Here is a 22,131-nt window from a genome sequence, read left to right as displayed (position 1 = left end):
GGCAAGATTGCCGCCCGGGCCCGAGGCTGCCTCAATGCAGGGTCAGCGGCCGTGTGGTGGTCTTGACCCGCACCACGGCCGCCCGGTGCTCATAGGGGGCCACCGGTTGACCCAGGATGGCGGCCGCCAGCGTGCGCGCCTGCCGGGCAATCGGTTCGATGTAGCGGCTGCACTGCCCGTCGATGCTGATGCAATCGCCCATTGCATGGATGCGGGATACGCTGGTTTGCAGCGTGCCTGCGTCCACCGCAATGCCATGGGTCCAGTCAAGCCCTGCACTCTGCGCCAGGCGGTGGGGGGGCAGCAGGCCTGTAGCCACCACCACTTCGTCCGCCGCAAAACGCCGCCCGCTGGTGGTGGAGACGCGGTAGCGCGAGCCCACGCGTTCCACCTGCTCCACCTGCAGACCGCCTTCAAAGCGGATGGACAGGTCTTTCCAGGCGTCCAGCAGCTGCGGGCCCGCCTGCTGGTCGTGCCAGCGCGCCAGTGGTTCGGTGGCCGTGTCCAGCAGCGTGATGTGGTGGCCGCCCAGTGCCAGGTCGTTGGCCAGCTCACTGCCGACCAGGCCCGCGCCGATGATGAGCACGTCCTTGGGCTGGTCGCCCAGGTGCTGGCGCAGGCGCTGGTAGGCGTCCAGGTGGTTGATGCGCCAGCACAGGCTGGCGGGCAAGCCCGGAGGCAAGGCGGCCTGCGCACCGTGGGCCAGCACCAGGTGGCCGTAGCGCAGCACGCCCCGCGTGGTGCGCAATTGGCGGGTGTCGGCGCAGATGCGCACGGCATGGGTGTGGGCCAGCAGGGTGACGCCCAGGCGGTGCGCCGCATCGCGACCGGTTTCGGACACCAGGGCCAGCGGGTCCAGCTGGCGCGCCATGGCCACCGACAGCAAAGGCTTGTCGTACCGGTCGCCCGCGCAGGCCGTCACCAGGGTGATGGGCAGCGTGGCGCTGTGTTGGCGCAGGGTTTCAGCCAGTTGCCAGCCTGCACGGCCCGCGCCGACGATGACCACGCCCGGCTCGCCACGCACGCGCAGGGAGGCGGCTGGCGCTGCGCTGGCCTGCGCCCGCAGCGCCTCCAGCGTGGGGGCTTCGTACGGCGAAAAATCGGCCTTGGTCACTCCACACAGCGGGCAGGCCCAGTCGTCGGGTATGTCCGCCAGCCGCGTGCCCGGCGGCAGGCCGCCATCGGGGTCGCCGTCGGCCTCGTGGTAGACGTAGCCGCAGGCGTTGCAGATGTAGCTTTGCCAGGGCGCCTGGGTGGCCGCGTCGGCAAACGCATCGCACAGCGCCTGCGATGCCGCGCTCAACACGAACTCGGAGGCAACCGACGGCGTGGTGGCGGTGGGGAGGGCGGGCGTCATGCAGGCATCTCCTCGGTGCTGAGCCGGGCGATCTCCTTGCGCAGGTGCTTGATGGCAGGCGTGACGATGGCCACAAAGTGCGACTCGCGCACGCGCCGCTGCACGTCCGAGCTCATCAGGTAGCCGCGCGCACCCTGGTGCATCAGGGCGGACTGGGCGGCGCGCAGGCACAGCTCCGCGCCATGGGCACGGGCGTCCAGCACGTCGATGAAGAAATCGGTGCTTGTGTCGAACGGAGTCTGGGCCAGTTGCATGACGCGTGCAGTCAGTGCATCCAGTTCGGCCTGCAGGGCGTCGGGCCGGTCTTCCAGGAACTGGTTGACATGGCCCAGTTGGGCCTCCACCGCCCACATCGAGTCGATGGCGCCCTGGGTGATGCCCACGGCCATGCCACATTGCAGCATCACGAACGCAGCGCGGATGCGGGCGATGAAAGGCCGGGTGGGGTCGGCCATGGTGTCGGCCGTGCCGATGAAATGGTCCTTGAGCCGCAGTGCATAGGTGCCCGTGCCCTCCATGGCGGAGAAGCTGGGGCATTCGCGCATCTCCACGCCCGGTGCGTCGCAGCGCAGCAGGAACATCACCTCGCGCTGGCTGGCCGCACCGTCGGCCTCCACCACCGCCGCAATCGCGCCGCAGTAATGGTCGGGCCCCAGGTTGCTCACCCAGGGCAGGGTGCCGTTGATGAGGTAGCCCCCCTCCACTGGCGTGGCCTTGAGCAGCAGGCTTTCGATCTGCGCATAGCTCTTCATGGGGTTGGACAACGCCGTGCCGCCCATGCCTGCGCCGCTGGCGTGGCGCTGCAGCACATCGCCCATCAGCGCGGGATTGCCCGACTGCTGCAGGTACAACCCACACACCGCCTGGCACCACATCATGAAGCCGGTAGCGCCGCACACGCGCGAGGCCTCGGCCATGGCGCGGATGGCCAGGCCGTAGTCGGCCGGGCCCGCCGTGCTGTCCAGGTGCGCGCTCATCGTGCCCACGGCGGCCAGCTGCTGCAGCTCCGCGCACGGGTAGTAGCCGGTGCGGTCAATCGCCTCCACCTGCGCGGCTAGCGGGCCCTGGGCAATCTCGCGCACGGCGGCCAGCAGCGCATCGCCCCGCAGGGCGCCGTCCAGGTGGAGTTGGGGAGGGAGGTCGGCGGGGTTCATGGGGCTCCTTGGGTGCGCAGGGCGGGCTCGGTTGCGGGGCTATTTAGTCCGCGAGGCTGATCTCGAACGGAATGGGGTTGCGCATGCTGTTGGCCACGGGCGAGTAAAAGTTGGCGTGCTGCACGATCTCGTCCAGCACCTCGCGCGGTGCATCGCCTTCCACCAGCACCTTCACGCGGATCGCCTGAAATCCCATCTCGGGGGGCGTCTTCTGCAATGCACCACCCGCACCCCAGGCGGCCGGGTTGCCGATGTCGCCTTCCATGAAGACCTCGATCTTGCTGAGCTTGACCTGCTTCCAGGTGGCCACGGCCGTGATGCCCACGGCCAGGCAGCCGCCCAGGCCCGACAGCACGATTTCGCCGGGCGCAGGCGCCGTGTCCTGACCGAACAGGTGCAGGGGCTCGTCCACCACCACCGGCGCATGGTTGCCCACATAGCTCAGCGAGCGGTACTGCCCCTCCATCACCGTATGGACCTTGTTGGTGCCCCGGCTGGCAGGGTTGTTGCGGCCCTTGTCGGCAAAGGCCATCAGCCCGTCGCGGTCGATGGGGCGCAGGTGCGTGTGCACGGTGGTGACAGGGGCAGAGGGTTCCAGCAGATCGGTGGACATGGTGTTCCTTGAAGAAAGAGACGGGAATGAAAAAAGAAGGACAGGGTTCGCAGCGGACACGCCCGCTGCAACAACGCACAGGGCTCAGGCCGCCAGCGCGAGCGCAGGCTTTTTGGGGAACTTGACCAGCGGCAGACCGCTTTCAATCGGCAACTTGTCGTCGCGCGACCATTCGTTCCACGAGCCGAAGTACATGCGCACATCGGCAAAGCCCGCCTGCTTGAGCGCCAGGAAGGTGTTGGACGCGCGTGCGCCCTTGAAGCAATACAGGTACACCGTGTCCGCCGGGCTGATGCCCGCCGTGGCGCATTCGGCGCGCACTTCGTCGGGCGACTTGAACACCGGACCCTGGGGCGAGGGCTTCATGAAGCGGTACCACTCCAGCCACTTGGCGCCCGGCAGGCGGCCTTTGCGCGGCGCAAAGTCCTTGCCATAAGGGCTCGAGCTGTCGCCAATCCACTCGTCCACATCGCGCACGTCCAGCAGCACGGTGTCGGTGCCCAGAGCCTCGATCACATCCTCCTTGGTCAGCATCACATCGGTGGTGGCCAGCTGGGTGGGGAAGATGGCGGGCGTGGGCACCACGGCCTCGGCGGAGACGGGCAGCTCTGCCGCCTTCCAGGCCGAGTAGCCGCCATTCAATACCTTGACCTTGGGGTAGCCCAGCCAGGTCAGCAGGTAGTAGCCCCGGCAGGACTGGCCGTAGCCGCTGTTGAGCGCGTCTTCATAGAACACGGCCGTCTCGGCGCCCGACAGGCCGATGGCGCCCAGGTGCGCGGCGAAGGTGTCTTTCAGCTCCTGCAGGCCTTGGGGTGTAGAGGTGGCGAGATACGTGAAGGTCTCGCGCAGGTTCACCGCGCCGGGGATGTGCCCCAGGGCATAGGTGTCGGCGTCGCGGGTGTCGATCAGCACCACAGGTTCTGCGGCTTGCAGGGCCAATAGCTGGGTGGGTGAGATGAGGACGGCGTCGGAGGCGGTAGCGGTCACGGTGCTCATGGAAAACCTTTCGGTGCGGTGGTGGGCGGGATGCCTGCCCTCCTTATTGCAACAGGTGTGCCAGAGCTTGGGAATGCTAAGAAATTTGAATGAAATAGGCTGCTAGCGCTTATTGGTAAAGCGCTGACAGCTATTGATTTGATAGTATTTTTTGCCGACTATCACCAGAGCGCAGCCTGTCCAACGCGGACGCTGAACACTGTGTCTACAAATTGTTGACACAGTGTTGGGCGTCACTTCAAGCCTGCTTTGCGCAGCCGGTAAGCGAACTGCCGGAGCGTCAACCCCAGGCTCTGCGCCGCGCGCGATTGGTTGCCGTGGTGTTCGACCAGCGCGGCCTGCAGCACCTGAACGCTGTGGGACTGGGCCGAGGCGTAGTCGCGCACCAGCGGTGCTGCGGCGATAGGGGTAGACGGCATCTCGGCCTGAATCTGCTGAATGGGCGCCGGTGCGGGTGGCAAAACCACAGCCGCAGCGGGCAGAAACCGGTCCAGCTCGCCACGCGTTACCAGCGTGTCATTGGTCAGCAGCACCAGGCGTTCGATCACATTGCCCAGCTCGCGGATGTTGCCTGGCCAGGGGTGTTCTTCCAGCCGCGCCAGCGCGTCGGGCGAGAGGTTCACGTTGCGCTGGTGCGCCTGGTTGGCGCGGCTCACAAAGTGCAGCGCCAGCGCGCGGATGTCCTCGCGCCGCTCGGCCAGCGAGGGCAGATGGATCGGAATCACATGCAGGCGGTAGTACAGGTCCTGCCGAAAGCGCCCGGCCTCCACATCGGCCGCCAGGTCGCGGTGGGTGGCCGCCACCAGGCGCACGTTGACCTTGACCTCGCGCTGCCCGCCCAGGCGCACCAGCGTGCCCTCCTGCAGCGTACGCAGCAGCTTCGATTGCAGGGCCAGCGGCAGCTCGCCAATCTCGTCCAGAAAGATGGTGCCGCTGTCGGCCTGCTCAAACCAGCCTGCGCGGGCTGTGCTGGCGCCGGTGAATGCGCCCTTCTCGTAGCCAAACAGTTCGGATTCGAACAGCGCGTCCGGAATGGCCGAGCAGTTGACCTTGATGAAGGGCCGGTCGCGCCGCCCGCTGGCCAGGTGCACGGCGCGTGCGAACAGCTCCTTGCCCGTGCCCGACTGGCCCAGCAGCAGCACGGTGGCCTGGGTTTGCGACACACGCTCCAGCTCGCTCAAGGCCTGCAGCAGCGGTGGCGAGCTGCCAATGAGCCCGTAGCGCGCGCTTTTGGTGTTGAGCGCATTGGCCAGCACGGCGTTGCGCGCCTGCAGCTGCCGCGTCTGCTCTGCCACCAGGGCTTCCAGCTGCAGCAGCTGCCCGACCAGCGTGGCCAGCACGCGCAGCACCGCCAGGTCGTCGTTCAGGTGGCGCTGGCGGCTGCGGATGCGGTGGCAGGCCAGCACGCCGATGGGCGCGTTGTTGACCTCGATGGGCAGTGCGATGAAGGCCACCGTCTCGGGCGGCAGCTGGCTGCGCTCCACTGCGCGTGCCAGAAACAGCGGTTCGGCATCAATGTCCTGCACGATGGCAGGCTGCCCCGTGGCCAGCACGCGGCCTGTGATGCCCTCGCCCCAGGCGTACCGCCCGCGCTGCACCTCGGCCTGGGTGAGGCCGTACGCATGCTGGATGGAGGCGGTGCGCGGCGCGCCGGCTGGGGAGGAGGGAGCGTTGTCCACCAGCACGATGCGCCCCCGGTTCAGGCCCAGCAGCTCGCTCATCAGGTGCAGCATTTCGCGCAGCACCAGGCCGGGCGCCAGGCTGCGGCCGATGAGGCGCATCACCTCGCGCATCAGCAGCAGCTCCTGGGCGTGCCAGTCGGTGGGGCTGTGCGAGCGGGCCGTGCTGGAAGGGGAGGGCATGGGCGGTGGGGGCATGTCAGGGCGATTGCAAGTTCTGCGCCCGGGTGCATTAAAGTCGCCTGCGTCCCGCCATTTACCGACTTTTTCACCTTCTCGAAAGCCCCCACCATGACCACCCTCGGAACCCCTCTGTCCCCCCATGCCACCAAAGTCATGCTGCTGGGCTCGGGCGAGCTGGGCAAGGAGGTGCTGATCGCGCTGCAGCGCCTGGGGGTGGAAACCATTGCCGTGGACCGCTACGACAACGCCCCCGGCCAGCAAGTGGCCCACCACGCGCGCACCATCACCATGAGCGACCCGGCCCAGCTCAAGGCGCTGATCGAAGCCGAACGGCCCCACCTGGTGGTGCCCGAGATCGAAGCCATCGCCACCCCCATGCTCGAAGAGCTGGAAGCCGCGGGCACCGTGCGCGTGATCCCTACGGCCCGCGCAGCGCGCCTGACCATGGACCGTGAAGGCATCCGCGTGCTGGCCGCAGAAACCCTGGGCCTGCCCACCAGCCCGTACAAATTCTGTAATTCGCTCGAAGAGTTGCAGGCCGCGATTGATGGCGGGATTGGTTACCCCTGCATCGTCAAGCCCGTGATGAGCAGCTCGGGCAAGGGCCAGAGCAAGATCGACGGCCCAGACGACGTGAAGAAGGCCTGGGACTACGCCATGGCCGGTGGCCGGGTGAGCCACGGCCGCGTGATCGTCGAGGGCTTCATCGACTTTGACTACGAAATCACCCAGCTCACCGTGCGTGCGGTGGGCGCGGACGGCCAAATCACCACCAGTTTCTGCGACCCCATCGGCCATGTGCAGGTGAGTGGCGACTATGTGGAAAGCTGGCAGCCCCACCCCATGCACCCGGCCGCGCTCGAAAAGTCACGCCAGATCGCCAAGGCCGTGACCGACAACCTGGGCGGCCAGGGATTGTTTGGCGTGGAGCTGTTCGTCAAGGGCCAGGAGGTCTGGTTCAGCGAAGTGAGCCCCCGCCCGCACGACACGGGCCTGGTCACGCTGTGCACCCAGCACCAGAGCGAGTTCGAGCTGCATGCCCGCGCCATCCTGGGCCTGCCGGTAGACACCAGTCTGCGCAACCCCGGCGCCAGTGCCGTCATCTACGGTGGCGTGGAAGCCCAGGGCATCGTGTTCGACGGTGTGGAAGAAGCCCTGCGCGTGCCGGGCTCCGACCTGCGTCTGTTCGGCAAGCCCGAGAGTTTTGTGAAGCGCCGCATGGGCGTCGCGCTGGCGCGGGCTGAGAATGTGGACACGGCGCGTGCGAACGCCAAGCTGGCGGCGAGCAAGGTCAGGCCCCGCGTGGCCTGATAGCCTGCGGCCGCAGTTGCGGCGGGCCGGTGCGACGACGGCGCTTCTGAAGGAGAAACCCCTGTGAGCCTGAGTGCGCGGATCCTGTGGCTGGTGCTGGCAGCCTCTTTGTTGCCTGTGCCGGCCCTGGTGTGGTTGCTTTTGGAGTTCCGGGTGACTACCACCGGACAGGCGCGCGACCGGCTGGTGGCCCGGGCAGGCATCATTGCCAGCGACCTGGACGACAAGATCGCTGGTACCGGGCAACTCTTGTTTGGCCTTGGGCGCGTACCCCTGCTGGCAGCGGGCGACAAGGGCGCCTGCTCTGATTTCCTGGCAGATGTCCTCAAGGAACATCCTCAGTACACCGGCATCCTCACCATCCAGCCCGATGGTTCCCTGTTCTGTGATTCGCTGCGCAGTGGCCGTACGCTGGACCTCCGGGACCGCAGTTACTTTCAGCGTGCGCTGACAGCCTCCGGGCCGGTGCTGGAAGCGGTCATAGGCCGCCTGACGGGCAAGGGGGTGCTGCAGGTGGCCTACCCGGTGCGCGATGCGGGAGGCGCGTTGCGCTTCATCCTGCTGGCCTCGCTCGACATGCAGGACTACGGGCAGGCCACGGTGCATGCACAGCGCTATGAGCGTATGCATCTGCAGGTATGGAATGCCGACGGTTCGGTGGTCATGGACTTCCGCCGACCGGAGGTGGCGCCGCTGACCCTGGGGGACGCCGAACGCACTTTCATGTTGCAAGCGGTCGAAGGGCATGCCGTGATGGAGGGGGCCGATGGCGTGCGTCGCGTCTGGGTGCGCGCCCAGTTGCCGCGCGCACAGGGCTCGGATCTGCGTCTGGCCCTGGCCGTGCCCGAGGACGACCTGCGTGGCCCGGTGGAGCGCCAGTTCCGGCGCGCACTGCTGGGGGTGCTGGCACTGGCGGCCATCGTGTTTGTTGCTGCTTTTCTGTTGGTGGAATTTGCGGTACGCCGCCATGCCATGCGCGCCATCCGCGCCATTGGCCGCATGGATGCTGGCAACTACGCCGAACCCATTGGCACACCCTATCCCCCGGGAGAGCTGGGGCAGGTGGCCCGGGCACTGGACCGGATGGCGGAGTCCCTGCTGCGCCAGCAGCAGTCCATCGCGCTGCACACGGAGACGCTGGAGCGCCAGGCGCGGCGAGACCCCCTGACCGACTTGGCCAACCGCTACAGCCTCACGGAGCGGCTGGACGCGGCGTTGGACCGGGCGCGGGAGCAGGGCCACTGCGTGGCCGTTATGGCCATGGACCTGGACCGGTTCAAAGGGGTGAATGACAGCCTGGGACATGCCCGGGGCGATGCCTTGCTCAAGGAGGTGGCGGTCCGGTTGCAGGGTTGTGTACGCCCTGGCGACGTAGTGGCCCGCCCGGGAGGGGATGAGTTTGTGGTGGTGCTGCCTGACCTGCCGGACCCGGCCGTGGTGGAGCCCATGGCGCGGCGCATTGTGCGGGCGCTGACCCTGCCTGTGGAGACCGGCACGTCCAGCTGGTTGCTGGGCACCAGCCTGGGGATTGCGGTCTTTCCACAGGATGGGGACTCTGGCGACCTGTTGTTGCGCAATGCAGACGTGGCCATGTACGACGCCAAGGACCTGGGTGGGAATCGACTGGCTTTCTTCAGCCCGCACATGACGGAGGTGTTGACGGAGCGCCTGCGGGTGGAGGCGGGCCTGCGCCATGCCATCGAGCACGACGGGCTGCGCCTGCACTATCAGCCCATCATGGATGCGCGGACGGGGCGCGTGTCGTCGGTGGAGGCGCTGGTGCGGTGGGCGGACCCGGAGCGTGGGCTGGTGTCTCCGCTGCAGTTCATCGGCATTGCGGAAGAAACGGGGCTGATCGTGCCCCTGGGCGAATGGGTGCTGAACGAGGCCTGCGCGCAGGCACGCCGGTGGCTGGATGCCGGGTGGGGGGAGATCCCGGTGGCGGTGAACCTCTCGGCCCGTCAGTTCCAGGAGCCCGAGCTGGACCAGGTGGTGGCCCGCGCCTTGCAAAGCACCGGGTGCCCACCCCGGTTGCTGCAATTGGAGATCACTGAAAGCTCGATCATGGAGCCCGTGGAGGAGGCCCTGCAGACCATGCAGCGCCTCACCGCTCTGGGTGTGCAGCTGGCCATCGACGACTTCGGCACCGGCTATTCGTCACTGAGCCAGCTCAAGCGGTTTCCGGTGCGCAAGCTCAAGATCGACCGCTCTTTCGTGAACGATCTGGGGAGCAATGACCGGGGCGAAGTGCTGGTGGACGCCATCGTGGCCCTGGCGCAAAAGCTGGGCCTGCGCACGGTGGCCGAGGGCGTGGAAACCGACCACCAAGCCCAGTGGCTGGCCCGGCTGGGCTGCGACGAACTGCAGGGTTATCTCTTTTCCCAGCCTTGCGCGCCACAAGACCTTGAAAACTGGTGGCAGGGCCGGGTGGCAGGCCCTCCCGCCGGCCCTATTCCCGGATCTGCCGCCCCGTGAGCTTGAGGAACAAATCCTCCAGATTCGCAGGCCGGTGCAGCGTGCGCAGGTGGCCATGCTGCCCCAGCGCCTGCAGCAGCGGCTGCGCGTTCTGGGTGTAGAAAAACACCGTCTCGCCGCTGATCTCCACGCGCGCGGCCAGGGCACGCAGCGCGGCGTCTTCGGACATCTGCACGGCCCCCACGCCGAACACCTCCACCACATCCGGCTCCAGGTGCTGGGCGATCAGCTCGCGCGGGCGGCCTTCCGCAATCTTGCGGCCGTGGTCCAGCACCAGCAGGCGCGAGCACAGGCGCTCGGCCTCGTCCATGAAGTGGGTGGTCAGCAGGATCGACTTGCCTTGCTGCAGCAGCAGTTGCAGGCGCTCCCACATCAGGTGGCGGGCTTGCGGGTCCAGGCCTGTGGTGGGCTCGTCCAGCAGCAGCAGGCGCGGATTGTTGACCAGGGCGCGCGCCAGCGAGAGGCGCCGCTTCATGCCGCCCGACAGCTCGCCCGGCTTGGCATCGGCCTTGTGGGTGAGGGCTGCGAACTCCAGCAACTGGGGCACACGCTCGTCCATCACCGGGCCCTTCAGGCCGAAGTAGCGGCCGAACACGCGGAGGTTTTCTGCGCAGGTGAAGTCCGGGTCGAGGGTGTCAAACTGCGTGACCACGCCCAGTTGCGCCTTGATGGCCAGCGCATCGCGGGGCATCAGCAGCGGGGCCGTGCCGGGCTGGGGCGTGAAATGCACTTCGCCCCCGTCTGGAGACGCCAGGCCCAGGCACATGCGGATGGTGGTGGTCTTGCCCGCGCCGTTGGGGCCGATGACCCCCAGGCATTCGCCGGGAGCAATGGCGAAGGACACGTCGTCCACCACCGTGGTCTCGCCATAACGTTTGCGCAGGTGCAGGGCTTCAAAAAGTGCGGTCATGGAGGGATTGTGTGCGACGAGTGCGTCCGTGGTGCTTGGGGGCGGATTTTTGCCAGAATCTGCCGCAGGCGCTAGTGGGTATTGCGCCTGATGCTATCAAAACAGGACTGCTTGCCTCAGTCCGCCGCGACAAGCCGCCCCCGGCCCGCCGTCTTGGCTGCATAGAGGGCACCGTCGGCACGGGCCATCAGTTCGGCCAAGCCAGCTTCGCCCGGCTGCAGCACGGCCATCCCGGCGCTGTAGTCCAGCGCAAAGCCCAGCTCTGCCACGCTGGCGGCATGCAGACGCCTGCGCAGTCGCCGGTCCAGGGCCAGCCCAGCGGGTGCGCTGTTGTGCAACAGCAGCACGCCAAACTCCTCGCCACCCAGGCGCCCGACCAGGTCGCCGCTGCGGCAGGTGTCACCCAGCAGGCGGGCAAACAGTTGCAGGGCGCGGTCTCCGGCCTCGTGGCCGTGGGTGTCGTTGACCTGCTTGAAGTGGTCCAGGTCCAGCATCATTGCCGTCATGGGCAACTGGTGGCGTGCGGCGTGGGCCAGCAGGCTGCTGCCTTGGGTGGTGAAGCCGCGCCGGTTGAGCACGCCGGTGAGGCCGTCGGTCATCGCCAGCGTGCGCAGCTTGTGTTCAGCCTCCGACCGCCAGGCCACCAGCAGGGCGACCGTGCCGAGCACCAGGCTCACGTTGGTGGCCACGGCGGCAGCGAGGTTGACAGGGTGGGGAGTGCGAAAGCTGGGGTACTGGTCGGTGAAGGCGCCCAGCATGCCCCGCGCCAACGTGAACGCGGCCGACGTCAACAGGCAGCCCAGCAGCAGGCTGCGCCAGCGCAGGTTGGCCTCGACCACAGGCGCCAGGGTGGCGCGCGCAACGATGCACAGGATGGTGGCCAATACAAAGTTGGCCCAGCCCACGCGCCAGGCGTAGTGACCAAAGCCCAGGGTGTAGCCCAGCGGGGCGGCTATCACCAGCACCAGCAGCAGGCTGCGCAAGGGACGGGGGCCCAGCCATTCCTCCAGCGCCCGGTACAGCATCCACTGTGCGGCCGCGTTGCAGGCAATCGACACGGTGGAAAGGGCCTGGTCCCACAGGGTGGATGAGGCAATGATGGCCGCCCAGGCCACGGCCTGCAGCAGCATGCTGGCCTGCACATGGCGTGCAGCGCGGCTCACGTCCCGGCCCATGATCAGCGGCAGCGCGGCCGAGATCATGAACAGGTTGGCCGCCATGACCGTCATCAGCGTGAGGAAATCCAGTGGCATACGCAGCGGCCCCGGGCCCGTCGTTTACTGAAAAGCGACCTCGGCAAAGCTGCGCAGCTTGCGGCTGTGCAGGCGGTCCACGCCGCCGTTGCGCAGGATCTCGATAGCGCGCATGCCGATGCGCAGGTGCTGGTCCACCCGCTCGCGGTAGAAGTGGTTGGCCATGCCGGGCAGCTTGATTTCGCCGTGCAGGGGCTTGTCGCTCACGCACAGCAGGGTGCCGTAGGGCACGCGAAAGCGAAAGCCATTGGCGGCGATGGTGGCGCTTTCCATGTCCAGCGCCACGGCGCGGCTCTGGCTGAAACGGCGCTGGGGCGTGTTGTCGGGCAGCAGCTCCCAGTTGCGGTTGTCGGTGCTGGCCACGGTGCCGGTGCGCATCACGCGCTTCAGGTCGGCGCCGCTGATCTGTGTGACATCGGCCACGGCCTGCTGCAGCGCGAGCTGAATCTCGGCCAGCGCCGGGATGGGCACCCACAGCGGCAGGTCTTCGTCCAGCACATGGTCCTCGCGCACGTAGGCATGCGCCAGCACGTAGTCGCCCAGCTGCTGGCTGTTGCGCAGGCCCGCGCAGTGGCCCAGCATCATCCAGGCATGGGGGCGCAGCACGGCGATGTGGTCGGTGATGGTCTTGGCGTTGGCCGGGCCCACGCCGATGTTGACCATGGTGATGCCGCTCGCGTCCTTGCGCACCAGGTGGTAGGCGGGCATCTGCGGCAGGCGGGGTGGAGCGGCGCCCAGGTCGTCGCCCGCCTCGGCGCTCAGGCCCACGCGGCGCGTGACCACGTTGCCGGGTTCGATGAAGGCAATGTATTCGCTGTCGGGTTTGGCCATCTCGGCGTGGCCCAGGCGCACGAATTCGTCGATGTAGAACTGGTAATTGGTGAACAGAACAAAGTTCTGGAACCACTCGGGCGCTGTGCCTGTGTAGTGGCGCAGGCGGTGCAGCGAATAGTCCACGCGCGGCGCGGTGAACAGCGACAGCGGCTGCGCCTCGCCGGGCGCGGCCTGCCAGGTGCCGTTGGCGATGCCATCGTCCATGGCGGCCAGGTCGGGCAGGTCGAACACGTCGCGCATCAGCATGCGGCGGGCCTGGGTCAGCGTGCCCTCGATGTGGTCGTGCTCCGCAAATGAGAAATGGATGGGAATCGGGTGGGTGCTGGTGCCCACTTCCAGCTCCACGTTGTGGCTGGCACGCAGCAGGCGGAACTGCTCGGCGTAGTAGTTGGCAAACAGGTCGGGCCGGGTGAGGGTGGTCTCATACCGCCCGGGGCCTTCCACAAAGCCATAGGCCAGCTTGGTGTCGGCCCGCGCCACGGTGGTGGTGTGCACCCGCACAAACGGGTAGAACGCGCGCACCGGGCCCTCGGGCGTCTCGCCCGCCACAAAACGCTGCATGGCGTCTCTCAGGTGGCCGATTTGTTGCTGATAAATGCGCTGCACCTGGGCCAGAGCGTCGGCCGGGTCGGTGTGGCGGGTGGGGGCGATGAAGTCGGGGATGATGGGCATGCGCTATTTTCGCCTGCCTGTGTCACTGAAGCAGGGGTTGCTTGCTTTTTGGGCACATGAGCGCATGACGCTGCTGTTAGCGTGTCTGGGGCCTACCGTCCAGCCACTGCACGGCGGCATCCAGCACAGGGTCGCCACCGGTCATGATGCGTTGGACGAAGCCTGCGTCCGCCGCCAGGCGCAGATCGGGCTCAACGCCTTTGCCAAAGACATAGTGGTCGCCTTTGGCGCCCAGTTCTGCCACCGTGGGCGCGTGAACGATCACGTCTCCGGGCAGCAGCACGCGCGTCGTCATGCCTACAGCGCCCGGCGTGGGCTCCGTCCCGATGACCTGGGCCCGACCGGCTTTTTGCAACCAGGCTGCGAACATCTCGCACGGGCCCGTGCACTCCGGTCCCGTCAGCAGCACCAAGGGGGCGCCGTAGTAAGCGCCGCCTTGTGTGAACAGCGGCAGCTGTGGAGGTAGGCCCAGGCTGCCGCGAGTGCGCCACACCTTGGCGGTGGCGTCCACCTGGCGCTGCGCGTAGCCCTGCAGCCTCAGTGGTCGGTCGTAAGAGAAGAAAGACGCTGCGTAGTGGGGAACCAACTGATAAGCACCATGGTTGGCGCCCCGAAGGTCCAGCACCAGGCCGCTGAGCCGTGCCTGGGTGGCGGCTGCAAGGCTGCGTTCCCACTGGTCCAGGTTGCCTCCGCCGTCGGCGAACGAATTCAGCGCGATGTAGCCGTACTGCCGGCCCGATTGACTGCGCAACTGGAACGCTGACAGCGATTCGTTGTTGGGGGCTGATCCTGCCGCCTGAGGCCGTTCCGCCACGCGCTGGCGCAGATCGAAGGTTTGCTCCTTGCCGTCCTGGCGCACCTTCAGCACCATGGCTTCCCGATCGTAGGCCATCAGCTTGAGGGCATCGTGGCGGCGCCCGACTTCAGTGGGGCGGTTGGAGTAGCGTGCGGCGCGGCCCACATAGCGCCCGATGCTTTCGCCATTGACTTCCACAATCTCAGCGCCCGGGCGCAGCCCGGCCAGTTCCGCTGCCGAGCGTGGAGCGACGCTGCCTACCAGGGCCCGGCCATCAGGCAGCCACCACACGCCCTGCATCGGCAGGGGCGTGATGCCGCGCGGCAGCCACTGGCCGGCCAGGCCCACATCGAGTCCTGCCGTGAGACCCTGGGGACCACCTGCACCGCGCAGTTCGACGCGGAACAGGCCGTCCTGCAGGCGTGTGCCAATGTCGGCGTAGATTTGCGCCATGGCTTGCCGCTCCCGCTGGTCACCGGCCTGCCGCACCTTGTCCGCCAGCTCGGCCTGCAGCCGCGCCCAGTCCATGGGCTGCGCGCCGCGGAACGGGTAGCGTTCATGCATCACACTGGTGAATGCCTTGAAAGCGTCGCCGGGCGACAGCCGGGTCAGGTCGATGTCTGCCGTGGACTGCACCCCATATTGAGCCAGCGCGATCTCGCGGCTGCGGTCGAAGCTAAAACCGCGGCTGTCCAGGGTCACGACGGTGTAGCCGCGCGGCAGCCGCACCATGGGGTCGTCGGGCGTGAAGAGGCGGCCGTCCGCACCGAAGCCCGCCGGAAACGCTGCGCCTGACTCGCTGGCCCACACCAGCAACTTGCCACCCACCGCTTCCATTGCCAGGTCGGGCTGCAGTGGCCATTCCATCTGCACTGAACTGGTGGTGAGCATGGCGTGCTGCTCTATCGCATCCAGCGCGCGGCGGCCAGCCCGGCGTGGCAGGCTGGTGTGCACAGACAGTGCAAATATCTTCACGCCAGCTCCTGAAGCTCGTACCCTGCCCGAAGCCAGGTCGAAGAGGGTCCCCGGTGGAGTCTGCGGCAGGTCGATGGACACCACAGAGCTGTCTGCGCGGGGAGTGGCCAGTAACTGGTCCTGAGGTGTTGTCACATGCGCAGTCTGGCGCTGCACGAAGTACGCGCCCTGGTCGAGCAGCGCCACCAGCGTGCTACCCGCAGCGACGGGGTCGCCCGCGCCGCGTTCGAGGGCGGCAATGATTCGCACCGGGCCGCCTTCGTCGCGCGCCATCACGGCGGGTCCGGAGGGCGGCTGGAACGGAATGCCGTTGCGGCTATCCCAGGCCTGGCGGCCCGCGTCCATCGCCTGCCTGCTCGTCGACATCACCTGTTGTCCGGTGGACATCATCTGCTGACCGGCTGACACAGCGCCTTCGCTGCGACTGATGGCTTCGCCGGCCCTGCCCAGGCCATCGAGCAGACCTGAATGCGCTGGCATCGCGAAGGCTGCGCAGACAACCAAGGCGATCAAGGCGGCAGTCGGTCGCGTGGTGCCTGCTCGGCGGTTTGCGGCGCAGGTGTGGTGGAGCAGGTTGCGGAGCAAGCGTGCGTGGGGCATGGTGGCGGTGCGTCGAAGGGTGTGCTTTTGGGTTTAGCCGTAGCGGATCACGAAGTCGTTGTCGGCGGCGCTCACTTCGATCCGGCTGATGGTCTTTGCGTCCACCGAGGCCTGCAGGAACTCTATGGCCATGCGTGGCAAGAGGTTCTGGGTCAGGATCGCGTCGATCATGCGGGCGCCAGACTCCACTTCGCTGCAGCGCTCTCGGATCAGTTGCACGGCGCTCTCGTCGAAGTGGAATTGCGCGCCGTGGTTGGCCTGGATACGTGTCTGGATGCGGCGCAATTGCAGGCCAATGATCTGCTCGAGCATCGCGTCGGAAATCGGGTAGTACGGTACCACCGTGAGGCGGCCAAGCAGCGCAGCCGGGAACTTGTCGAGCAGCGGCTGGCGGACTGCCTTTGCAAGAGCCTCCGGCGACGGAATGAGGTCGGGGTCGTTGCAAAGGCCCGCGATCAGCTCCGAGCCCACATTCGATGTCAGGATGATCACGGTGTTCTTGAAATCGATGTAGCGGCCTTCGCCGTCCTCCATCCAGCCCTTGTCGAACACCTGGAAGAACATCTCATGCACGTCCGCGTGGGCCTTCTCGATCTCATCGAGCAACACCACGCTGTACGGTCTGCGGCGCACCGCTTCCGTCAGCACGCCGCCTTCGCCGTACCCCACGTAGCCCGGTGGGGCGCCCTTGAGCGTGGAGACGGTGTGCGCTTCCTGGAACTCGCTCATGTTGATGGTGATGAGGTTCTGCTCGCCGCCGTAAAGCGCCTCGGCCAGGGACAGGGCGGTTTCGGTCTTGCCCACCCCCGAGGGACCTGCCAGCAGGAACACTCCAATGGGTTTGCTGGGGTTGTCCAGCTGCGCGCGCGCTGTCTGTATGCGCCGGGTAATGGCCTCTAGCCCGTGGCGCTGGCCGATCACACGCTTCTCCAGCGTCTGTGCCAGCGTCAGCACCGACTTCACTTCGTCGCGCACCATGCGGCCCACCGGAATGCCTGTCCATTCGGCCACCACAGCAGCCACGACGCCTGCATCCACCACCGGGTGCAGCAGGGGATCGTCCCCCTGTAGCGTGAGCAGTTCCGTGCGCATCGTGACCAGCTCCTCGGGCGAGACGGCTGGTACGGGTGATGTCGTTGCTTCGGCGGAGGCAGCCGCCGCATTGCTTTCGGCCGCGTCCGGGGTGCGTGCAAGCCGTGCTGCAAGGAGTGCTGCTTCTGCCTGGATGATGCGTTGGGCGAGGTCATTCTCGCGAACCAGGCGCTCGGTCAGCGTGGCCTTCTCCTGCCGCAGGCGCTCAAGCGTTGCGGTCAGCTCGTCCATACGCCCTGCATCGGCGATGCCCAGGTTGGCCTCTCGCTGCACGACCCCTAGCTCCACTTGGAGCGCCTCCTGTTGGCGGGTCACGGCCTCCAGGCGCGCAGGTGTTGCCGTGAGGGCCATGGCGACGCGGGAACAGGCGGTGTCCATGAGACTCACCGCCTTGTCTGGCAACTGGCGTGCGGGAATGTAGCGGTGCGACAGGTTTACCGCGGCCACCACTGCCTCGTCAGCGATCCGAACCTTGTGATGCGCTTCCAGCTTGGCGGCCACTCCGCGCAGCATGTGCACAGCCTTGGGTTCGTCGGGCTCGTGGATGTGTACCAGCTGGAAGCGGCGCGTCAGCGCCGGGTCTTTCTCGATGTACTTCTTGTACTCTGCCCAGGTGGTCGCGCCAATCGTGCGCAGCACCCCACGGGCCAATGCTGGTTTGAGCAGGTTGGCCGCATCGCCCGTGCCAGCCTGGCCGCCCGCACCGATCAGGGTGTGCACTTCGTCGATGAAGAGCACGATCGGAGTGGTGCTAGCCTGCACTTCGTCCAGCAGCGTGCGAAGCCGGTTCTCGAATTCGCCCTTCATGCTGGCGCCCGCCTGCAACAGGCCAACGTCCATGGTGCGCAGCTGGACGCCGCGCAGCGGCGGTGGAACGTCGTCCGTGGCAATGCGCAACGCCAGGCCTTCCACCACGGCGGTCTTGCCGACACCGGCTTCTCCCACCAGGATGGGGTTGTTCTGCCGACGGCGCATGAGGATGTCGATCATCTGGCGCACTTCTTCGTCGCGGCCTGTCACCGGATCGAGCTCACCTAGGCGCGCTCGCTCGGTCAGGTCAATGGTGTAGCGTTGCAAGGCGTCCTGCTTGCGCGTACCGAGCGGCGACGTCGCACTGCTGGCCTCGCCCGGAGCTCCCTGGAGACCTGAACCGTCGGCGGCCTTTAGTTGGGCTTCTGGCGACAACGGCAGCAGCTTGGGGAATGCGTCGCTCAGCGAAGGCTCTCCGAGCTTCTCGAACTCCTTGGAAATTGATCGCAGCTCATTGGCCAGCGTCCGAGTGCGCAGCATGCCGGAGAGCCAGTAGGCGCTGCGAATCTGCGACTCGTTGAACATCAGCGTGGCGTAGACCCAGCCTCGCTCGATGGATATCTCGATCTGGTCCGAGAAGTCGGAGATCGACGTGGCTCCCCGTGGTAGCCGGTCCAGACTACGCAGCACGTCGGCAGCAAGTTGCTCTGCATCGATCTCGAAGTGGCGACACAGCCTCATCAGGTCGGAGTCGTTCTCCTGCAGCAACTGGTGCAGCCAGTGGACCAGTTCGACATAGGGGTTGCCCCGCAGCTTGCAGAACACCGTAGCGCCCTCCAGCGATTTGAAAAGCAGCGGGTTGAGTTTTCCGAACAGGGCAAGGCGACTGATCTCAGACATGGTATCGGGGCAGGGCGTTGATGAGAATTTCTGGGAGAGTTAACAACGAGGGTTTGTCATGCGCCCGGAGGCATGGTCGCGCGCGCTCTGACCTGCTGGCTGCGCGAATGCAACCAGCTTTCCGGGTCCAGACGGAAATCATCCGCATCAGAGGCCGCAGGGCCGTCGAGCATCCAACTGGTCCAGCCCAGGCGGGTTCCGCCTCCCAGACGCGTGCCGGGGACTTCCTCACGCTGTAGCACGAGCTCGAAATCCCAGGCGTACTCGATACCAAGGTAGTTCCTCACCCAGTCCACGAGTGCCTGGAAATCTGGATGGCCCGGAAGAAAGCGCTCGTACTGCGCCAGTGTCATGGGGCCAATGCGAAGCCGGAACTTGCTTTGCGCATCCGGAACCCTGGATCCCACCACCGTATCGACCCCCAACTGAGAGTTGCAGGGATGCCGCGAGAGACGGGTTTGCTGCGAGGGTTCGAGCTCCAAGTAATGCAAGCAGTATTCGTTCAGAGCGACGGGCACTCCAAAGTAGCTGGCGATGGCACGCTGCAGGCCCTCCGGATTGCGGGTGATGCGCGTGAGGTGCCCGGCCATGTGAAGCTTGGCGTGGTCGTCCACCGCATCGCGGCGTCGTGCTGATGGTTCACCGATGCCAATGATGCTGGCCAGGTGGCGCCCGAACATCCCGTCACCGGGCCGGTCCAGGGATACTGTGGGCTGGGCATCGGCCCATGCACGAAAGAACAGCAGCAGCAGCCTGTGGTGGAAGATGTCGGAGAACCGGGCCAGCGTCGGGTCGTCGTATTGGCGCTGTCTCTCGCGGACGTACTCCGTCAGGTGGGTAGGCAGCGGGCCATTGGGACCATACAGGCCGAAGTTCCAGACCATCAACCGCTCCGGCTGGCCTGCAACGGCTGGCAGCACCTCCGCGATGGTGGCCGGGGCGAAGGCGAGAGAAGGGTCCTGTCCCAGGCGGATCGGCTCGGCTTGCGGGCGCGCAGCGCGGCCCAAAACCGGTAGGTCCGGATGGCGAGCCTGCAGCCATCGCAACGCGAAGAACAGATCGAAGGCGTGTGGATCGCTGCGCAGTCGTTGCCACAGGTCGGCGCTGCCATCATGCCGCTGCAACGGGTCTTCCCCGGTTGGAGATGCTGCGCCGGTCATGTATTCGGCCTCTGGCCTGGGCGAGCGTCCCACTTGGCGAGTGGCCCTCGTTGCCGCGAGTGCAAAGACAGTTCTGTGAAGCTGTTGACACCCACATGGCGCGCGAAAAAGCGCTCAAGCACACAGGCTAGCGGCCATGCGCTCACGCCAGCGAACGAAGATTCATCGACCGTGAGTGTGATCCCCACTCCCCGGCCGTATATCAGCTGGCTGTGTTGAGCAAGGCGCCTGGTGATGGGTTGAATACTGACTTCCTTCAGCCCGGCAACTTGGCCGGTGAGGGCATGGTTGCCCAAGGCGAGATAGAGGTTCATCAGTTCGCGAAGCGTGGCTGCGCCTTCCTGCTCCGAGAGGTCGGTCATCGCGAGGTAGTTCAGCGACAGATGCGAGATCAATCTCCAGGTGATCTCGTTCTCTGACACGCTGCCCATGGGTCGCGATGGTCCAGCGACGGTGCGTATGGCGCCGATGGGCGCCGAGTCGAGGGTGATGAAATCCCCCCCGGCTTGATTGATCGGCATCAGCAGAGGCAGATCGCGGTTTGTGCACAGGGTGCGTACCGAAAGCTGCTTGAGATCGTCTGAAAAAGGGGCTGCTCGTTGGTCCACCAGCGACAGGAAAACTTCGCTGCCCAGGTATTGGGTCCGGGGCCCGAAACGAACGGCGTGCTCCGAAAACAGCCGGGGCTCCCTCCGTACAGCGAAGTACGCTTGGTCGTCTGAGCGTATGCCGTGCACGGAGGCATACAAGGGAACGAACTCCCGGTCGTTCACCTGGCCCTCCTGGTGGCCGGTGACGCTGAGCACGTTGTACACCTCGAAGTCGCGTGGGCGGGTGCGTTCCATCACCACGTGGTACTCGTTGACACCGGCCGACACGTGGATGCGGTCCGCCATGCGCTCAAACAGGTTGATCGCGGGTGTGCAGTGCAACAGGAAATTTTGTCTATCCACCACCGGTTCGAGGTCTGGGGCTGCCTTGCGTAGCAGCAGCGTCATGGCCAGACGCCTCCCAGGGATCACCTGTAGCGAACTCGCCAGACCTTGGATGGAGAAAAACCGGAAGCGCGGCGGAAAGGCGAAATACTCATGCAGCAGCCGGTGCCCCTGAAACGCCCGGTGCGAATAAGGCAGCAAGGACTGACTCTGTTCATACCCTTCGGCACGAAGGGCGTGGGCTGAGAGGTATCCGTGCACCCGGGTCGGGTCTTGTGCATCGTGCACCACGATGCCGAGGAGAGATTCGTGCAACAGCTCCTGCAGATGAGACGCCACAGCGTCAGATGCGTGGATGTACATATCCAGCCGATCCATCGGCAGTTGCGCGAAGTCGGTAGCCCCCTGGGTTTCGATTTCCAGGCGCAAATGCCCTGCCGGCTCATGCTGCAATCCGAAGCGGGATAGTGGGAGATCCAGAGGAGGCCCACCCAGAACTGCGCGGGACAGTGCAATAGGCCATAGAGTGACGTCGTGCCCAGTACGAAAATCGCACGGTACTTGGTCATCATGGGTCTTGCGTGAGCGCAGCATGCTGCCAGCGGGCAGGCAATAGCCGTCTGCCACGTTGCCCTCGGTATCGCTGGGAGACATCTGGACGACCACCATGGCGGGGGTGGGGGCCAGATAGTGGGGGCACACCATCTCGAGGATGCGTTGTGAAAGCCGTGGGAACTCGGCGTCCATCTTCATCTGCACCCGCGCGGTCAGGAAGCTGAACCCCTCCAGGAGACGTTCAACGTACGGGTCTGCCACATCCAGGTCTCGCAGCGCGAGCCGGCCGGCCACTTTTGGAAATGCGGCAGCAAACTCGGCCCCCAGCTCACGCAGGTAGGCCAGCTCTCGGTTGTAGTACTCCACCAGACGCGGATTCATCGGTGTGTTCTCAGGGTCAGCTTCTAAGGTCCGACAACACCACTTGACCGGTTTCTAGGTCCAGGCTCGTCTTGAGCAGCAGCTCCAGAGGGTAAGGCATGGACCAGAACTGGCATCGGATTTCGAATTGCAAAGTGTTGTGGTGGTTGAGTGAATCGAACGACGGCAGGAGAGTCACCGTCAGTGAGTCGGGCAGGACCCGGGGCTCAAACGCCAGGATCGCGCGGCTCACATTGGCTTCGACGTCTTTCCAGTCCAGATCGGAAAGCAGCTTGCCCGCCAGGGGATTCATCCCATAGTTCAGGGTGGATCTTTCAGCATGCGCAAGTCCGGAAAAGTCGATGTGTCCCGAAGCATTGCTTGCGTTGAGTAGCCAGCCAAGATCGCGCAGCAACGCGCCGCGCAGGCGCGACTCGGTGACATACACAGCATCGGCCTGCTCCGTCCGTTGGGTGGGCTCATGGTCGGTCAGGCGATCCAGCAGAGCCGGCTGCAGGCGATCCTTTTCGGTTCCAAAACCGCTCAGTCTTCTGGACTGCATGACAGGAAT

15 protein-coding genes are annotated in these 22,131 nt (G+C 66.0%); 2 read left to right on the top strand and 13 right to left on the bottom strand.

Translation table 11 applies throughout. The features are described 5' to 3' along the window. Positions 1 to 31: 31 nt before the first annotated feature. From ASC83_RS06555 to ASC83_RS06535, 5 genes are all read right to left on the bottom strand, one after another. A complete protein-coding gene (locus tag ASC83_RS06555) occupies positions 32 to 1,357 on the bottom strand; it encodes an FAD-dependent oxidoreductase (protein WP_056059646.1) in 1,326 nt (441 codons plus the stop codon). Continuing rightward, positions 1,354 to 2,511 carry an acyl-CoA dehydrogenase family protein gene (locus ASC83_RS06550; RefSeq protein WP_056059643.1) on the bottom strand — a complete coding sequence of 386 codons (1,158 nt, stop codon included), beginning with the start codon at positions 2,509 to 2,511 and terminating at the stop codon, positions 1,354 to 1,356. Before ASC83_RS06550 ends, ASC83_RS06555 begins: the two co-directional genes overlap by 4 nt. A gap of 43 nt (positions 2,512 to 2,554) precedes the next feature. Then, complete coding sequence (locus ASC83_RS06545; RefSeq protein ID WP_008905298.1) at positions 2,555 to 3,124, bottom strand: OsmC family protein; 570 nt, start codon at positions 3,122 to 3,124, stop codon at positions 2,555 to 2,557. Between the two features lie 84 nt (positions 3,125 to 3,208). Further along, a complete protein-coding gene (locus tag ASC83_RS06540; protein WP_056059641.1) occupies positions 3,209 to 4,120 on the bottom strand; it encodes a sulfurtransferase in 912 nt (303 codons plus the stop codon). Positions 4,121 to 4,353: 233 nt separating this feature from the next. Then, positions 4,354 to 5,982, bottom strand: a complete 1,629-nt coding sequence (locus ASC83_RS06535) for a sigma-54-dependent Fis family transcriptional regulator (RefSeq protein ID WP_056059640.1) — start codon at positions 5,980 to 5,982, stop codon at positions 4,354 to 4,356. 108 nt (positions 5,983 to 6,090) lie between these two features. Here ASC83_RS06535 and purT point away from each other — a divergent pair, with 108 nt between their 5' ends. Further along, the gene (purT, locus tag ASC83_RS06530) at positions 6,091 to 7,293 is read left to right on the top strand and encodes a formate-dependent phosphoribosylglycinamide formyltransferase (protein ID WP_056059638.1); all 1,203 of its coding nucleotides are present in this window, start codon (positions 6,091 to 6,093) and stop codon (positions 7,291 to 7,293) included. Positions 7,294 to 7,356: 63 nt separating this feature from the next. Beyond that, positions 7,357 to 9,768 (top strand): bifunctional diguanylate cyclase/phosphodiesterase, encoded by a 2,412-nt coding sequence (locus ASC83_RS06525; protein WP_056059637.1) that lies wholly within the window; start codon positions 7,357 to 7,359, stop codon positions 9,766 to 9,768. Here ASC83_RS06525 and ASC83_RS06520 read toward each other — a convergent pair. The 8 genes from ASC83_RS06520 to tssE all read right to left on the bottom strand — a co-directional run bounded on the left by ASC83_RS06520 (position 9,743) and on the right by tssE (position 22,122). After that, entirely contained in the window at positions 9,743 to 10,678 is a 936-nt protein-coding gene (locus tag ASC83_RS06520) for an ATP-binding cassette domain-containing protein (protein WP_055396350.1), read from the bottom strand. The two genes, ASC83_RS06525 and ASC83_RS06520, sit on opposite strands and share 26 nt — an antisense overlap. A 116-nt stretch (positions 10,679 to 10,794) precedes the next feature. Next, positions 10,795 to 11,931 carry a GGDEF domain-containing protein gene (locus tag ASC83_RS06515; RefSeq protein ID WP_056059635.1) on the bottom strand — a complete coding sequence of 379 codons (1,137 nt, stop codon included), beginning with the start codon at positions 11,929 to 11,931 and terminating at the stop codon, positions 10,795 to 10,797. A 24-nt stretch (positions 11,932 to 11,955) separates the two neighbouring features. Next, positions 11,956 to 13,437: an AMP nucleosidase gene (locus ASC83_RS06510; protein ID WP_056059633.1), complete on the bottom strand. Its 1,482-nt coding sequence runs from the start codon at positions 13,435 to 13,437 to the stop codon at positions 11,956 to 11,958. Positions 13,438 to 13,513: 76 nt separating this feature from the next. Beyond that, positions 13,514 to 15,574, bottom strand: coding sequence for a S41 family peptidase (locus ASC83_RS06505; RefSeq protein ID WP_235509327.1), 2,061 nt, complete (start codon positions 15,572 to 15,574; stop codon positions 13,514 to 13,516). Between the two features lie 267 nt (positions 15,575 to 15,841). Beyond that, the gene (gene tssH, locus ASC83_RS06500) at positions 15,842 to 18,550 is read right to left on the bottom strand and encodes a type VI secretion system ATPase TssH (RefSeq protein WP_056059629.1); all 2,709 of its coding nucleotides are present in this window, start codon (positions 18,548 to 18,550) and stop codon (positions 15,842 to 15,844) included. 56 nt (positions 18,551 to 18,606) lie between these two features. Beyond that, positions 18,607 to 19,710: a type VI secretion system baseplate subunit TssG gene (gene tssG / locus ASC83_RS06495; protein WP_056059627.1), complete on the bottom strand. Its 1,104-nt coding sequence runs from the start codon at positions 19,708 to 19,710 to the stop codon at positions 18,607 to 18,609. Continuing rightward, positions 19,707 to 21,581 (bottom strand): type VI secretion system baseplate subunit TssF, encoded by a 1,875-nt coding sequence (gene tssF / locus ASC83_RS06490; protein ID WP_056059625.1) that lies wholly within the window; start codon positions 21,579 to 21,581, stop codon positions 19,707 to 19,709. Before tssF ends, tssG begins: the two co-directional genes overlap by 4 nt. 16 nt (positions 21,582 to 21,597) lie before the next feature. Continuing rightward, on the bottom strand, positions 21,598 to 22,122 hold the full coding sequence (tssE, locus tag ASC83_RS06485) for a type VI secretion system baseplate subunit TssE (RefSeq protein ID WP_056059623.1): 525 nt from the start codon (positions 22,120 to 22,122) through the stop codon (positions 21,598 to 21,600). Positions 22,123 to 22,131: the final 9 nt, after the last annotated feature.

It is taken from the genome of Acidovorax sp. Root402 (assembly GCF_001425125.1).
Taxonomy (GTDB): domain Bacteria; phylum Pseudomonadota; class Gammaproteobacteria; order Burkholderiales; family Burkholderiaceae_C; genus Acidovorax; species Acidovorax delafieldii.
The sequence above is the reverse complement of the archived record's forward strand: the minus strand, read 5'-3'. Positions and strand labels throughout refer to the sequence as shown.

Coding starts and splice junctions, on each gene's coding strand:
- ASC83_RS06555 (WP_056059646.1), bottom strand. CDS start 1,357: ATGACGCCCGCCCTCCCCACCGCCACCACGCCGTCGGTTGCCTCCGAG.
- ASC83_RS06550 (WP_056059643.1), bottom strand. CDS start 2,511: ATGAACCCCGCCGACCTCCCTCCCCAACTCCACCTGGACGGCGCCCTG.
- ASC83_RS06545 (WP_008905298.1), bottom strand. CDS start 3,124: ATGTCCACCGATCTGCTGGAACCCTCTGCCCCTGTCACCACCGTGCAC.
- ASC83_RS06540 (WP_056059641.1), bottom strand. CDS start 4,120: ATGAGCACCGTGACCGCTACCGCCTCCGACGCCGTCCTCATCTCACCC.
- ASC83_RS06535 (WP_056059640.1), bottom strand. CDS start 5,982: ATGCCCTCCCCTTCCAGCACGGCCCGCTCGCACAGCCCCACCGACTGG.
- purT (WP_056059638.1), top strand. CDS start 6,091: ATGACCACCCTCGGAACCCCTCTGTCCCCCCATGCCACCAAAGTCATG.
- ASC83_RS06520 (WP_055396350.1), bottom strand. CDS start 10,678: ATGACCGCACTTTTTGAAGCCCTGCACCTGCGCAAACGTTATGGCGAG.
- ASC83_RS06515 (WP_056059635.1), bottom strand. CDS start 11,931: ATGCCACTGGATTTCCTCACGCTGATGACGGTCATGGCGGCCAACCTG.
- ASC83_RS06510 (WP_056059633.1), bottom strand. CDS start 13,437: ATGCCCATCATCCCCGACTTCATCGCCCCCACCCGCCACACCGACCCG.
- ASC83_RS06505 (WP_235509327.1), bottom strand. CDS start 15,574: ATGTCGACGAGCAGGCAGGCGATGGACGCGGGCCGCCAGGCCTGGGAT.
- tssH (WP_056059629.1), bottom strand. CDS start 18,550: ATGTCTGAGATCAGTCGCCTTGCCCTGTTCGGAAAACTCAACCCGCTG.
- tssG (WP_056059627.1), bottom strand. CDS start 19,710: ATGACCGGCGCAGCATCTCCAACCGGGGAAGACCCGTTGCAGCGGCAT.
- tssF (WP_056059625.1), bottom strand. CDS start 21,581: ATGAATCCGCGTCTGGTGGAGTACTACAACCGAGAGCTGGCCTACCTG.
- tssE (WP_056059623.1), bottom strand. CDS start 22,122: ATGCAGTCCAGAAGACTGAGCGGTTTTGGAACCGAAAAGGATCGCCTG.